The following is a 14,421-nucleotide window of genomic DNA, read 5'->3' on the forward strand; positions in this document are numbered from 1 at the left end:
CTTAGCTTTTAGCTTGAGTATTTATCAAATGCTGTGCCTTTTTATCCTCTCCCCCTTCAGCTAAATAACTAAAAAACCAGCTAAATTTAATTAGAAATAGTCACTTTTTTAAACTAGTCTTAAATTAATCAAGCGGCCTCTAAGAATTTCAAAAGCCTTTTATGGATAAACTGTTTAAATGCGCGCATGCTGTTTTCGTGTTGCTACTTATTATTTCAAGCAACAGCGTCGCTCAGATCCCATTACTAACCAATGAATATTCAGTAAAAAAGCTCACTGCCGAAGAAGGGTTTGTATCCTCTGAAATCTACTCCATCATTCAAGATAAACAGGGACTGATTTGGTTTGGCACAGCAGAAAATGGCGTAATGCGTTATGACGGTCGCAAGGTCACACTATTCGAGTTTGACAGCATGAGTGAAAACGGTCTTTCACATAATGATGCAGGCAATCTAATGCTAGATAGAAACGGTAATATTTGGATTGGCACTTGGGGCGGCGGAGCTAATAAATATAACCCTGCGACGGGTAGGTTCGACAACCATTTACATGACCCAAAACGCAGTGACTCTATCTCAGCAAACCGCATTCAATCACTACACCACGACGAAGACGGTTCGATATGGCTTGGCTCTTACGATCAAGGATTAAATCACTATTTGGGTGAAAACCAATTTTCTCATGTGAAAAAAGCCACTGAGAAAGCCCCCGGTTTAAGTCATAACCGTGTTTGGGATATTGAGAATAAAGACAAGAACACACTCTGGGTTGCCACCAGCTTCGGATTAAATTTGTTCGACAAAAAGAATTTAACTTTTGAGTATTATTTTCCAGATCCAACTAATAATACCCCAACAGGTGCTAACGAAATTCGTCATATTCTTAAAACTCGCAGCGACCAAATTTATATTGGCACGCAACAAGGTCCTTTTAAATTCAACCAAGACACGAAACAATTTACGCAATTAGGTCTTTTTAATAATGAGAACTTAGGCCAAGTTAACTCTATGATTGAAGATCAAGATGGCTTTATTTGGTTTGTCACCAGCAAAGGCGTGTTTAGGCTCGACCCTGCCGATGATAAAATCAAGCAACTCGAATTAGAGCACAATAATGGCTTGCGCATTATTTTCGAAGACAGTGCAAAAACCCTTTGGATCACCAATGAAGTACAAGGTATTTACAAGTTGGTGCCTCACCGAAAATTTAAGTCAATTCAAAACCCTGAGCTTGTGGCACCAAATGGTATTTTAAATAATTCAATCGGTGACTTACTAATCGCGACATCCAACTCCGAATTGTTTAAATGGCATGTTGACTCTCAAAAGCTTGAAAAGCTCTCAGGCGCTATTTTTAATGAGGCAAATGGCTTTAACAACAATCGTTTGCTTGAACGCCCTGTACTTTATTTATCAGACGATAATTTACTCTGGATTGCTCAGGATGAGGGGCTAGCAGCCTTTGATCTTGTTACGCGAAATATCGAGTTAATCACCTACCCCAAAGACGATCCCGGCCACAAAGAGTTTAGAGAGATCCGCGCCTTAAATGCCGATACTTTGGGCAAAATTTGGATAGGCACATACAAAAACGGGGTTTATACCTATGACCCTCAACAACGAAAGTTCACACACCTAGATTCAACTTATGGTCTGACCCATCCAGAGGTGCTCGAAATCTTTAGAGATAATAAAGGTAATATGTGGGTAGGAACAGGTGATGGTGCGAACTTATGGCAAGAAGATATGCAGTTCTTCATGCCCTTTAAGAATAACCGTTATAACCCTGACAGCTTACTCGGTAGTATAGTTCAAGACATCCACCAAACAAGAAGTGGCGAAATTTGGATTGCTACGCAAAAGGGGCTAAACCTTTATCGACCCGATGCACAAAACTTCAAACATGTAAAAAAAGAAGATGGGCTACCCACTAATTTAATTAGAGCCATCGCCGATGACGCGGAAGGCTATCTATGGCTGACCACAAACAAAGGGGTTTCTAAGTATTCACCTAAAAATGACACCATTAAAAACTTCGACAGCCAAGATGGTTTGTTAGGCTTGAATTATTACCCTAATAGCCTTGTGAAGGGCAGTAATAACACCTTCTTTACCAGTAGTCAGCGTGGTATTGAGTATTTTAGCTCTACTTCTTTGACCAGCAACCAAGCTGACCCAAACTTAATATTAACTGGGTTTAACGTGATGGGGCAGCCTGTACAGTTAGATATGCCTTACTCTTATGTCACTGACATCAACCTGTCTTATCTAGATTATGTATTTTCTTTCGAGTTTGCAGTTTTAGACTTTATTTCACCCAACAAAAACCAATACGCATACAAGTTAGAGGGCTATGACGATAAATGGATTGAGATCGGCAATCGTAACATTGCCTCGTTTACCAATTTAGATGGCGGTGACTATACGTTTATGGTCAAAGCGACTAACAGCAACGGGGAATGGAGCAATAACATGCTCACCGTAAACCTGCATGTATCGCCACCACTTTGGCAAACATGGTGGGCGTATTGTATTTACGTGTTGATATTACTGACCCTTATTTTCAGCGCTATTTATTTAAGAACACGACTGCAAAAAGTTGAAATAATAAGACAAAAACAATTTGTGACTAAACTTGAGCAACAAGTCTCTGAGAAAACTGCATCACTGGAATCTCAAGCCAAAGAGCTGGCTGCTGCACTCGAGAAAGCAGAAGAGGCTACGCAATTGAAATCTGATTTTTTAGCCAATATGAGTCACGAGATCAGAACACCTATGAATGGTGTTATTGGTATGTTGAATCTACTTAAAGCCGGAGAACTGAACAATGAACAAGCGCACACGGTTGATATCGCTCGAACCAGTGCCAATTCGTTGCTGACTTTAATCAATGACATTTTAGACTTTTCAAAAATCGAAGCTGATAAACTCGAATTAGAAAATATTGAATTTGATATCAGGGATCTGATTGAGTTACTTGCCGAGTCCATGTCACTCAGCGCACAAAGTAAAGGTGTTGAAATTTTGTTCGAATTAACGGAACTTAAAACGACGGCCATTAAATCTGATCCGGGTAGGATCAGGCAAATACTGACAAACATTCTTAGCAATGCAATAAAATTTACCGAGCATGGCGAAATTGTTATTGCAGCAAAACTACTAGCAACAAACTCGCCAGATACCTTCCAGTTAAACTGCCAAATCCGCGATACAGGCATTGGTATACCTAATGATAAACTCTTCTCGCTATTCGATGCATTTAGCCAAGTTGATGCGTCCACAACCAGAAAGTATGGAGGTACTGGCCTCGGTCTTAGTATTACAAAGCGCCTATGTCAGTTGTTAGGCGGTGATATTAGTGTCACCAGTGAAGTTGGTGTTGGAAGCTGCTTTACTATCTCTTGCCTTGTAACGAGTCAAAATCAATCAACCACAGAGCATTATGAACTCGGGCACCTAGGGTTGAAACTGCTGCTCGTCGACGCCAATAGTTCAAGTCGCTTTGCATTGAAGAAACAACTCAACGCCTGGGGGGTAGAAGTAGCAGATTGCGTAAGTGGTGAAGCGGCGCTAAACATCTTAAAAACACAGGATATGCAAAGCACAGCATCATTCGATATTGTGCTATTTGATAAGTATTTGCCCTGTATGCAAGGCGAGTCATTTGCGAAACAGCTCAGAACCACGACTAGTTTCAGAGAAACGAAACTCGTCATGATGGGCAGGCTTAATGAGCAATATAGTCAAATACAAATTATCGAATTAGGCGTTGATGCCTATTTTTACAAACCAATTACCCAAGCCGCCTTACTAAAATCTCTCGCGGTAGCAAGCGCTGAACTTCGTCATCAGCTTGAAGCAAATAATTCACAAGCTTTAAGTGTTGAACAGGCAACAGCAACAGCTACACCTAATTCAGAGTCTGATTGGACTGCCAATGTTCACCTACTGCTAGTAGAAGATAATAAAGTTAATCAACTGGTTGCATTAAAAGTTTTAAGTAATATTGGCATAAAAACAGAAGTCGCTGAGAACGGCTTACAAGCCATTGAAAAGCTCTCAGCATCGAATGAATCTGAACCATTCACCTTAATTTTAATGGACTGTCAAATGCCTGAAATGGACGGCTATCAAGCAACTCAAGCTATTCGTTTAGGTGAAGCTGGCGATAACAATATTGCCATTCCAATTATTGCTATGACTGCGAATGCGATGCAGGGCGACAAACAAAAGTGCCTTGATGCGGGCATGAGTGACTATATTACAAAGCCGATTGTAGAAGCCCAAGTCATTGAAAAGATAAAAGAGTGGTCATTAAAATAAGCAGCCTATTTCTCTTAACGATCACTTAATCTAGTGTTTTACACAATGCTGAATACGTATGCATAACATGGTGGTTGTTTCATATACTCGGTAGTATTGATTGAATGCCATATTAAATGCCATTTTTTTACGGTTTAAACTGACTAATAAGTGAATACTAATTGGTCAAAATTACCAGTCAAAATGTTGGTATAAATTCAAAATAAGAGTCGTTTTATGACCAGACAACAAACACAAAACACCAAGCCAAAATTGAGCTTCTGGCAGATCTGGAATGTCAGTTTTGGTTTCTTAGGCGTACAGTTTGGCTTTGCCTTGCAAAACGCCAATGCCAGTCGAATTCTTTCAGACCTCGGCGCTGATCTTCATTCTCTTTCTCTTTTTTGGCTAGTAGCCCCTGTAATGGGCTTAATCATTCAGCCGATCGTAGGTTCAGCGTCTGATAAAACGTGGAATCGTTTAGGACGACGTAATCCGTATATTTTAGCCGGTGGTATTGCTGCAGCATTTGGTATGTTACTGATGCCAAACTCATCAAATATTGCCACCTTTATGACACCGCTCTTATTTGGTGCCATGATGCTAGCATTGATGGATGCAGCATTTAACCTAGCTTTCCAGCCATTCCGCGCACTTGTGTCTGATATGGTCTCTGAAGACCAACGCAACCTGGGTTATTCAATTCAGTCTTTCCTAATAAATATCGGTGCTGTATTTGGGTCGATTCTGCCTTTCCTACTGACCAATGTAATTGGTTTAGAAAACGTTGCAGATAAAGGTGAAGTTGCCCCTTCTGTGATTTGGGCATTCTATATCGGTGCAACCGTCATGCTAGGCTCAGTACTTTGGACTGTTCTTCGCACAAAAGAATACGCGCCTGGCGAAAATGGTTTGCCAGAACTAAGCCAAGAAGCCGAAAAACTGCCGCTAGTTGAGCGCTTATCTGGTTTCTTTGGGTTAATGAAGACCATGCCTGAAACAATGAAACGTCTTGCTGTTGTGCAGTTTTTCTCATGGTTTGCTCTATTCATTATGTGGGTTTACACCATGCCTGCCATCACTCAACATATTTGGGGAGTAGATGCTAAATGGTTTGATCCTGACTACTTATCTCAAGTTGGCCAAGTTCCAGCGCATATTGCACAAGCTAAGGGTACTGCCGGTGACTGGGTCGGTATTATGTTCGCTGCATACTCGGTTTTTGCTGCTATCGCATCATTATTTATGGCAAAAGTTGCCAACCAAATAGGTCGTAAGCTGACTTATTCTGTCTCACTATTAGCTGGCGCCATTGGCTATATCAGTATCATATTCTGGCAAGACAGTACGCTGACTATGGTTAACTTAGGGATCACTGAAATCGAAGTGCCACAAGGTGCTGTGATGCTACTTATTTCGATGATTGGTGTAGGTATGGCGTGGGCGGCCATTTTAGCCATGCCATATGCCATTCTTGCTGGTAGCTTACCGCCGAAACAAACTGGCGTGTATATGGGTATTTTCAACTTCACCATTGCCGCACCACAAATTGTATCGGGCTTGTTTGCGGGTTGGATCTTAACCTCAGTATTTGAGAACCAAGCAATTTACATCATGATGATGGCCGGTGGTGCAATGCTGCTCGCAGCCTTAGCTGTTTACTTTGTAAAAGAAAATGGGTCGGAAACAACTGAAACCACTTCAGAGCAGGCGACAGCTTCATAAAGCTTTATCTATCCCAAGCAAAAAGCCGCCAAGAAGACCTCTTTGGCGGCTTTTTTATTTCAGGAATCTTCTAAACAGATTAACAAGACTGTCTAACAATAAGTTCTGGCTCTATTAGACAGCTTTCTACCGCTTTGCCCGCAATCATATCAAGCAGCGCTTCGACCAATAACTCGCCTGCACGTTTTGTGTCTTGTTTCACCGTAGAAAGCGGTGGCGAGGTAAAGTTAGCAACGGCAATGTCATCAAAGCCAGCAACAGCAACATCTTCAGGAATGCTTAAACCATGCTCTTTTAAAGCTCGCATAGCACCTACCGCAATCAAGTCACACGCTGCACAAATTGCATCAAACTCAACGCCTGATTCGAGTAATTTTTTCGCCGCATCATAACCTGCTTCTTCAGTATACAAAGCGTTTATTTGCAGCTTCTCATCAACCTTAATACCAAGCTCTTCAAGCGCTGCACAATGGCCTTTATATCGGTCGAAAAACTCCGGCGCATGGCTTGAAGCTGTACCTAAGAAAGCCAATTTTTTACGGCCTTGCTTCAATACATGTTGCGTGATTTCTTTACCACCCGCAAAGTTGTCACAGCCAATTGCCGAGCCTTTGAGTTGATCTTCACCCACACCCCAGCGTACATAATGGGTGCCTTGTGCTGATAGTTTCGTGAGCTTTTCAGCAAAGTCGACATAGTCACCATAGCCCAGCAAAATGAGACCATCAGCTTTGTTACTGTCTTCAAAATCGGCATGCCAATCGTTACTGGCTTGCTGAAACGAGACTAATAAGTCATAACCTCTATCTGCACAGGCACGAGTAATGCTGCCCAGCATTGATAAAAAGAAAGGGTTAATGGCTGAACCATCATCTGTTGGGTCTTCAAAAAGCAATAAGGCTAACGTATCACTGTGTTGAGAACGCAGATTACTGGCGTTTTTATCAACTTTGTAATTTAATTCTTTGGCAATTTTTTGCACCTTTTCTCGGGTTTCTTGGTTCACCAAAGGGCTATTACGCAAAGCGCGCGAGACCGTTGATTGCGACACCCCAGCAAGGTAAGCGATATCGAAAGACGTTGCTTTTTTCACAGACAAAACTCGTAGTTAAACTCATCTAAGAATATACCTGAGTAGACCTTTTATGTGTAGTTAAAAGCACAGGATTGATTAGTAAAGTAAAAACCGACTTTTTGTTGTAGGCGAGACTTTATGCCGTGCAAAAAAGCGGGGGGTAAACCCACGCCTTAAAGATACGCTGACAATAGTCAGAAGAATTGGCATTATCAACATAATAAATAAAATAGAACTCTTTAAAAGAATAAGAAAATATAATAAGCACATCAATGATTAAAGGTATTGAAAAAAGAACAAAACTCGCAATGTCGATATCCATATTCGCAATATTGATAATGGCATTCCAATGGTCAATCATAGATTGGATTACACCTTTATTAATGCCGTTTTTAATATTTTTGGTCTTTATTATCTTTTTAATTGGACTAGGGTTTAGCCTTTCATGCCTTTTCAAATTCAAACAAATAAGATGGTTAGCAATAGTTCCTCTAGCAACCCAGTTGCTTGCTTTTGTCATAATTGAATTTGTGCCATTTACTAAACTTTGGGTAAATGTAGACTTCCACCTATACAAATCTCAACGCCAAGAAGTAGTTGAGAGAGTGTACTCAGGCGAACTAGTCCCGAATGTAGAATATAATTCATCTATGATTGCACTTGGCTCTGAGTATTCCAAAGTTTCAATGGGTGGAAATGAGATTCAGATCCAGGATATAAATGGCTTGAAATACGTTTTCTTCTTCACTTTTAGAGGGATATTAGACAACTACTCGGGGTTTTTGTATGTGCCTGACGGTGGCGATCCTATAAACTTTGCAGATTTAAATGAAGAAGACGTAACTCAAATAATCAAATACGCTGATAACTGGTACTACACCTCGCATCATTAATGTTAGTAAGGCTGCTTATCATTTCTTTAAATAAACAACCCCGCCAGCTAGGAATTTGTGCAGCAATAAAAAAGGAGCAAACTAATTTGCTCCCAATAAAATCTCACCCTGACAATAAGAATTTAATGATTTATGACTGAACCTCTATATCAGTATCAGCACTCACTTCATCATCACCCAAGGCCATCACGTCTCGTACGTTCTTTTGAACCGTAATTGCAGCAAAACCACTCAATAAAAATGCCATGGCGTAAAAGCCTTTTTCGCTCAGTAACAGTTCTGCGTTTACTAACCCAACTGTTAACAAGGCAATTGCAGACCCTGCTGCGGCCCAGCACATCATAAAATAAGGTTTTGAAATGGTTTGACCCTCCATTTTATCGCGGATGGTCTTTTGTAAAGACACGAATGAAAACAGGCCAAATAATAATACTGCAAGGTAATAACCTTTTTCATTCAATTGCATGGTGGCATTTGCTAAACCAATTAAGAATGCCGCGACACCTGCTACTAACATGGCAACGGATGCCATTCTAAATGCCTTACTTGGTTTATTGATAAGTACTTGTTTATTCATCACCTGTGTCTCCATTATTCTTGAATTCGTTACGTCTTGTAAGTGGATTCAGTATTAGAGACACAGCAAATTTAGTAAACCCAAACTATCAAAGGCTAGTATTTGGGGACTAAAAGTATTGTTTTAATAAACTTTATTGAGATTTTATTAAATATGGCTCCTCACGAAGGTCAAGAGCCAGTGAGTTAATAAGCCTTAAAATCACCGAGATGATTACTTTAAAGTGCTCTCAACAAACAACTGCATCTGTTCAAGCATTTGCTCGTAGTAAGGGTTAAAGGTTAAGCGCTGCAAATTAAGGGTCGTTTCTAAGTTTGCCTCAGTCAGCTCACCTAAAGTAACCGCATTAGCTGTTTTACAACTGCCAAATAGATCAGTGCCTGTTAAATGCTCGCAATTACGATAACTGCCCTGCCAACCATAATGCGGGTTACTCGGCGCATTTGTTGGGGATGTGTGCGCTATATCAAGCACACTTTCACAATAAACTTGCCCCTCGCACGAAAAGGTAGTGATGGTTTTTAATGAGTTAGGTAATTCATTAAGTTGATCTTCAACGTTATTTGCATAGTAATACACAAGCTTATCTTGTGCCTGCGCCGCGCCGTTTTGTGCATGCCAACGGGCAAGTATGTTTACCGTTGCATCAGTTTCTATGGTTTGGTCCACTTCACTCGCCACCACAAAAAACGGTGTATTGCGCAGCCCTTTTAACTTTTGCGGTTCAATTCGCTTCATGAGCGCATGAACTTGTGCACCTGCATTGGCAGGGAACGACTCATACTTAGCAAAGTCAATATCAGCCGCTTCATCTAAATAATCGGTAAACCAACTGACATATTTCGCTGCCCACGCCATACCCGCTTTTGCTTCACTGGCTGGCGACCACAGCATTACCCCTTTAAGTTTTTGCAGCTCACTTTCGTTCAAGTTATTGCGATTCAAGTAATCAACAACCAATGCACCGCCTGTTGAAAAACCACCTAAATACACGTTATCGAAATCATTAAGCATGCTTTTAATAGCATACGATGCCGCCTGTCGCCAATCAGCTTGCTCGATATCAACCAAGGCTTCTGCGGCTGTACCATGCCCAGGTAATAACAGAGTACGCACCGATATACCCTGCTCAACAAATGAATTGGCTAAATCATGAAATAAATATGGTGAATCCGTTAAACCATGAATAAGCAATACCGCTGCCTTTTCGTTATCGGCTTTGAGCTCAAACGGCGTGATTAAGTCTACAACTTGAAGTGGCTTATTTGCATACAAGCGTTTGCTGGTTTCTGTTCTAATTGGACAAGGCATGTTTGCTTTGGGGTTTTGTGCATTAATATGCGCACGCGCAGCAGCCAAGTAATCTTGAAAAGGTTTGTTTGATGCAAAATCGAAGTTGATGCGCTGCACACCGCCCTTGGCAAATCGATAAGTGCCTGCTTGTTTAAACTTTTCGATTTGCGCAAGGTCGTTATTAATCGTCACACAGTTAAGCGAACTTGATGCTTCGACCGCGAACACATTGACTGAGAAAGCACTTGTAAAGAAAACAGCAGCACTCAACATCGCTTTTTTGAAAATAGTATTAACTGACATGAAAGTGTCCTTCTAAACTTTTGATTTATTTCGTCTAAACTGCTCGAATAAAGTTGGTTCCCATGCTCGCATCGCGAATAAGAGCCCCATATGTTTACGTTTCGAAATTGGTAGTGCTGAATCTTCTTGGTTTAAGATCGCCGCTTCTTTAGTGAGCTGATTTAATTTACGCTGGATGATCTCAATGGAAGAATTTGAATAACGGCCGCGTAAATAAAAACGAAAGCTATCTTCTTCATCAAACTTACTCGCCATAAAACGATGTAACACTTCTTGTTCCATAAATCGCTCTAACGGGCCGTTTTTAATCCACCTGAAATCTTGGGCAATGAGAAGTTTATAATGGTTGTTTGGCAGAAGTTGTATAAGCTTTATTTTATCAAGCCGTGCAAATAAGCGAATAAGCTCAAACTGGTCGATATCATATTGCTCAATAATGTCATCAAACTGCCATGCATCTCGTACACACACCGCCACCAGCAGCAACTTAGGGTTATCAATTAGCTCCTGTTCTTGATCTAATGTGAGCTCTGTTAGTTGGTTTTGTTGCTTCTCGGTGATGGAAAATAAGTCAGACAAGCTAATCTGCAATAAATGACAGATCTCTTCTAAGCGCTGCAAAGTAAAGCTTTGCTGAGCAAAAATGCGTTTGATATTTGCCTCACTCATTTCGAGCTTTTCAGCAATGTCTTTGTATGTCAGCTTTTGCTGTTTAAGCAGCATTTTCAGCGTGTCGCTCACCTGCGAAATTTGGCTCATAGTGTTCCTTATAGTTGTCACCAATGGCTTTAAAAAGGCACTCAAACAGCATAAAAGTCACTGTTACCAACAACTAAGAAAATTGAAATAGCCAAAGTAAAACGCCAGATAGTTTAGGATTACTATACTTAGAGTTTCTTAAATTGCTACATCTAATAACTGAGTTTACGTAATTAATCCTCTGGTCTAACTTGTAGTCAACGCAAACAAACACAGTATGTTGAATTTAAAAGGACACCACTATGAAACGCATTTTTCAACTTTTCACATTAGGTTTAATTGCATTGACATCATTTGCATCTTACGCAGAGTCTGCGTCTGAACATGCCAGCAAAGGCAGCCGCCACTCAGCGCTAGCTAGCGCACACAGTACAACAGCCAGCGCCCAAGTGGCCAGCGGCGTAGTCGCAGTACCATTATTAGTTGTTGGCAGCACAGCATCGGCAAGCCAAGCCGTTGGCGAGTCACTAATTGATGCGGCATCAGGCAAACATAAAATCGATAAGCATAAACCACTCGAAATTACCGAGATCACCATTACAGTGGACCGCTCACCCGCAGATCAAATGAAAAAGTCAGACAAGAAAGACTAATAAAGCTATTTAACTTAAATGCCTAAAAAAAGCTGTAAAGCCCCTTTACAGCTTTTAATTAAGGAGCACATTATGCGCTACTTTAAATCTCTCATTCTCACATTTGCTTTGCTGTTTTCTCTAAATACCTTTGCAGGCAGCCAGCAAAACAGTGAATCTAAATTTTCAGCAGAAGAAGTCGCAAGCTTTGCCAAATCAGTCGAAAAGTACGCAGCGAAACAAGGCGCCCGTGCGTTTATTATTGCGCGTTTAGGTCAACCAGAAAAAGACTTACCTCGCGGCTTTCAATTCACTCACACTGCTATTGCTGTTTATTCTCAGATCACGTTAGACAATGGTAACAAAGCCAAAGGCTATGCCATTTATAACCTGTATCAAAATGCCGATAACCCAGAAAAGAGTGCGTTAATGACCGATTACCCTGTCGACTTCTTCTGGGGTGTAGAGAGCCTAAAAGCCGGAATTATTATTCCTTCACCCGACTTGCAACTTCGCTTAATTGAAGCCATCACATCAGGTAAAAATCAAGCGCTACATAACCCAAATTACTCGTTAATCTCCAACCCATTTAACAATCAATTTCAAAACTGCACAGAACACACACTGAACGTGATCAATGCTGCGATATACGAAACCGACGACATGACGCGTATTAAAGCCAATACAGAAGCCTATTTCACGCCACAGCCTGTGAAAGTGAGCCGCTTTAAATTGGCATTAGGGAATTGGTTTGCCAAAGGTGTAAGTACAGAAGACCATGAAAGTAAGATTCAAACGACTAGCTTTACGAGTATTGGCCGATACTTAAAAGAGTTTGGCTTGATGAAAGAAGCGGTGGTTTATGAAGATGGAGAGGTGAGTAAGTTGTTTTAGTACGTGCAAAATACACCTTGCGAAGCAAGGTTACTTTTGCAAAAGGTGAAATGAGCTGCTTTGACTGGAGTTGAGATAATTGGAATTTGCCTACAATTTGACTCTTTGTCGCATTGGCGACGACAACCAAGGGGAGGCTGCCGCCGGTCTCCCCTTGGAACCCCACGGCGCCCTTCATCACACTAGATCCTTCAAACAATAAATTGATATGAACATAAACGCCATGAAGGTACATCCATGTACAAGCATGGCTTGGCTCGCATCCATGCGAGCACATTACTCATCAATTCATTATTTTCAGGGCGTGATAAAAGGGAATTGGCGTTGTTTGCGGGTTATGGAATTCAGGCAGGTTCGAGTTGTCTTTGAGCTCATAAGGCCAAACTCTTTGCTCCAAAATACTACAGGTGCAAAACTTGAACCTGTAGTTTCTTGTAAATGGGATCAAAATCCAAAATCAACGACTCTGACCCCACTGATGATTACTTAAAAGAGTTTGGCTTGATTAAAAAAGCGGTGGTTTATGAGGGTGGAGAGGCTTACAAGCTATTTTAAAAATAACTTTATGCCGCGAAGTATATGACAATACACGTTGCGAAGCAGAGTATATTTTGCACCTAAATCAAATTGACCTACTGAACGCCTTTAGATTAACTTCGACAGCGCGACAGAAAGCAAAATCAGAAACACAAAAAAGCCACCAATTTTCATTGGTGGCTCTATTGCTTATTTAAATAAATATTGGCAATTGCTTATGGCTCTGCAGTACAACCAAAGTCACCACATTCAGGTTCCCATCGTGTTCTTGTGGTAATTGTGTCATTTACCTTTAAGAACAGGTGGTTTGAGATATTAATGTCAACATGACCAATGTTCACTGAACCATTGTTTCTCAAACTCTTTGAACGTGTATATGCTTTAACTGTAATTGATTCGCCGCTCACCAAGTCTTTAAATGCATTTTCAAGCTCTACTGCATAGTCTTTACCACGATAAACATATTTACCATGTGGTAAATATCTGTCTAAACCAAACAGCACGTCTTCATATCCATTTGTTCTGCTGTTAAGTGCTGAATAGATAGAGCTTTTTACGCTGCTTTCAATTTTGTCTTCTAGCTTATTAGTAACTAACCAGTTAAAGCCTGGGATTAACCAGTCTAGCGCTGAGTCAACATCAACATCAACATTCACTTTGAAGTTTGAGTTTGCAGTTAAGTTATTTAATTTACCCGTAATTGGGTTATAAGTACCCGTTAGGTAAAGCTTGTTAGAGTTAATATTGATTCTACCGCTTGCGTACCAGCTCTTCTTAATTTTTGCACTAGAAGCGACAGAAATGTTACCAACTCGAGCTTCAATATTGCCATTTGATAGACCACGAAGTCTAATTTCTAGATCGCCATTTACGTTGAAGCTGTATGACTTAAGGGAAGCTTTACCATTGATTTGCTTTTGAATTTCACTTCTAATTTGGCTTCTTAGTTGAGTTTCATATGACTCAATCTGATGTGCCTTACTCGTGATTTTCCTTAGTGTTGAGCTTTTATGAGTTTTACTAAATTGAGTGCTGCCATTTTTATAAGTCACTTTACCTTCAGCGCTCCAACCGTTTGCAGGAATATACTCAATGTATTTCGCAAATGATGAAAAGCTAAATAGAGTCGCACTTAGTGCTAACGCAGACAATGAGAGTGTTTTTTTCATATTTATTAATCCATTTCCTTATTAATAATACAAATCAGAACAATTTGCGGTGCCCATTATCAATACAAATGTTAATAAATCAAGAGGTTTTAACATTAAAATTTCATTACATTTAAGGAAACTCATCTCGAAGAAATAAATATTTCACAATTTCAGAAACTTAAAAACAACCTTTGCATAAAAGAAGATTGAATAACAACTCTACACAACAATTACTTACTCACGACAATGGAGTTAAACTTGATAAATGCATCCACCTTATACTTATTCAAAAAGATTTAATTGATTGGAATGTCAGCGTATAACGAAGCTTTTGCTCCTGA

The 14,421-nt window shown here is 40.3% G+C and carries 11 protein-coding genes; 5 read left to right on the forward strand and 6 right to left on the reverse strand.

Translation table 11 applies throughout. The features are described from left to right. Positions 1-161: 161 nt before the first annotated feature. Positions 162-4,322 (forward strand): hybrid sensor histidine kinase/response regulator, encoded by a 4,161-nt coding sequence (locus C1E24_RS04450; protein WP_138479124.1) that lies wholly within the window; start codon positions 162-164, stop codon positions 4,320-4,322. Between the two features lie 216 nt (positions 4,323-4,538). Next, positions 4,539-6,026, forward strand: a complete 1,488-nt coding sequence (locus C1E24_RS04455) for an MFS transporter (protein ID WP_138479126.1) — start codon at positions 4,539-4,541, stop codon at positions 6,024-6,026. A gap of 79 nt (positions 6,027-6,105) precedes the next feature. Here the strand turns inward: C1E24_RS04455 and C1E24_RS04460 are convergent, their stop codons facing one another. Both C1E24_RS04460 and C1E24_RS04465 read right to left on the reverse strand, forming a co-directional pair. Continuing rightward, positions 6,106-7,119 (reverse strand): LacI family DNA-binding transcriptional regulator, encoded by a 1,014-nt coding sequence (locus C1E24_RS04460; protein WP_138479128.1) that lies wholly within the window; start codon positions 7,117-7,119, stop codon positions 6,106-6,108. A gap of 118 nt (positions 7,120-7,237) precedes the next feature. After that, the gene (locus C1E24_RS04465; RefSeq protein ID WP_138479131.1) at positions 7,238-7,621 is read right to left on the reverse strand and encodes a hypothetical protein; all 384 of its coding nucleotides are present in this window, start codon (positions 7,619-7,621) and stop codon (positions 7,238-7,240) included. On the opposite strand from C1E24_RS04465, the gene C1E24_RS04470 reads away from it, so the two are divergent. Continuing rightward, entirely contained in the window at positions 7,605-7,994 is a 390-nt protein-coding gene (locus C1E24_RS04470) for a hypothetical protein (protein WP_206078122.1), read from the forward strand. The two genes, C1E24_RS04465 and C1E24_RS04470, sit on opposite strands and share 17 nt — an antisense overlap. A gap of 130 nt (positions 7,995-8,124) precedes the next feature. Here the strand turns inward: C1E24_RS04470 and yiaA are convergent, their stop codons facing one another. The 3 genes from yiaA to C1E24_RS04485 all read right to left on the reverse strand — a co-directional run bounded on the left by yiaA (position 8,125) and on the right by C1E24_RS04485 (position 10,926). Further along, positions 8,125-8,571: an inner membrane protein YiaA gene (gene yiaA / locus C1E24_RS04475; RefSeq protein ID WP_240721939.1), complete on the reverse strand. Its 447-nt coding sequence runs from the start codon at positions 8,569-8,571 to the stop codon at positions 8,125-8,127. Positions 8,572-8,784: 213 nt separating this feature from the next. Continuing rightward, positions 8,785-10,167 (reverse strand): alpha/beta hydrolase, encoded by a 1,383-nt coding sequence (locus C1E24_RS04480; protein ID WP_138479136.1) that lies wholly within the window; start codon positions 10,165-10,167, stop codon positions 8,785-8,787. Positions 10,168-10,179: 12 nt separating this feature from the next. Beyond that, positions 10,180-10,926 (reverse strand): helix-turn-helix domain-containing protein, encoded by a 747-nt coding sequence (locus C1E24_RS04485; RefSeq protein WP_138479138.1) that lies wholly within the window; start codon positions 10,924-10,926, stop codon positions 10,180-10,182. A gap of 242 nt (positions 10,927-11,168) precedes the next feature. Here C1E24_RS04485 and C1E24_RS04490 point away from each other — a divergent pair, with 242 nt between their 5' ends. Both C1E24_RS04490 and C1E24_RS04495 read left to right on the forward strand, forming a co-directional pair. Continuing rightward, positions 11,169-11,519: a hypothetical protein gene (locus C1E24_RS04490; protein ID WP_138479140.1), complete on the forward strand. Its 351-nt coding sequence runs from the start codon at positions 11,169-11,171 to the stop codon at positions 11,517-11,519. Between the two features lie 72 nt (positions 11,520-11,591). After that, positions 11,592-12,392, forward strand: a complete 801-nt coding sequence (locus C1E24_RS04495) for a DUF2145 domain-containing protein (protein ID WP_138479142.1) — start codon at positions 11,592-11,594, stop codon at positions 12,390-12,392. A gap of 752 nt (positions 12,393-13,144) precedes the next feature. Here the strand turns inward: C1E24_RS04495 and C1E24_RS04505 are convergent. Next, on the reverse strand, positions 13,145-14,098 hold the full coding sequence (locus C1E24_RS04505; protein ID WP_138479146.1) for a hypothetical protein: 954 nt from the start codon (positions 14,096-14,098) through the stop codon (positions 13,145-13,147). Between the last annotated feature and the right edge of the window lie 323 nt (positions 14,099-14,421).

The sequence above is a fragment of the Pseudoalteromonas phenolica genome, from assembly GCF_005876835.1.
In the GTDB taxonomy this organism is placed as follows: domain Bacteria; phylum Pseudomonadota; class Gammaproteobacteria; order Enterobacterales; family Alteromonadaceae; genus Pseudoalteromonas; species Pseudoalteromonas phenolica_B.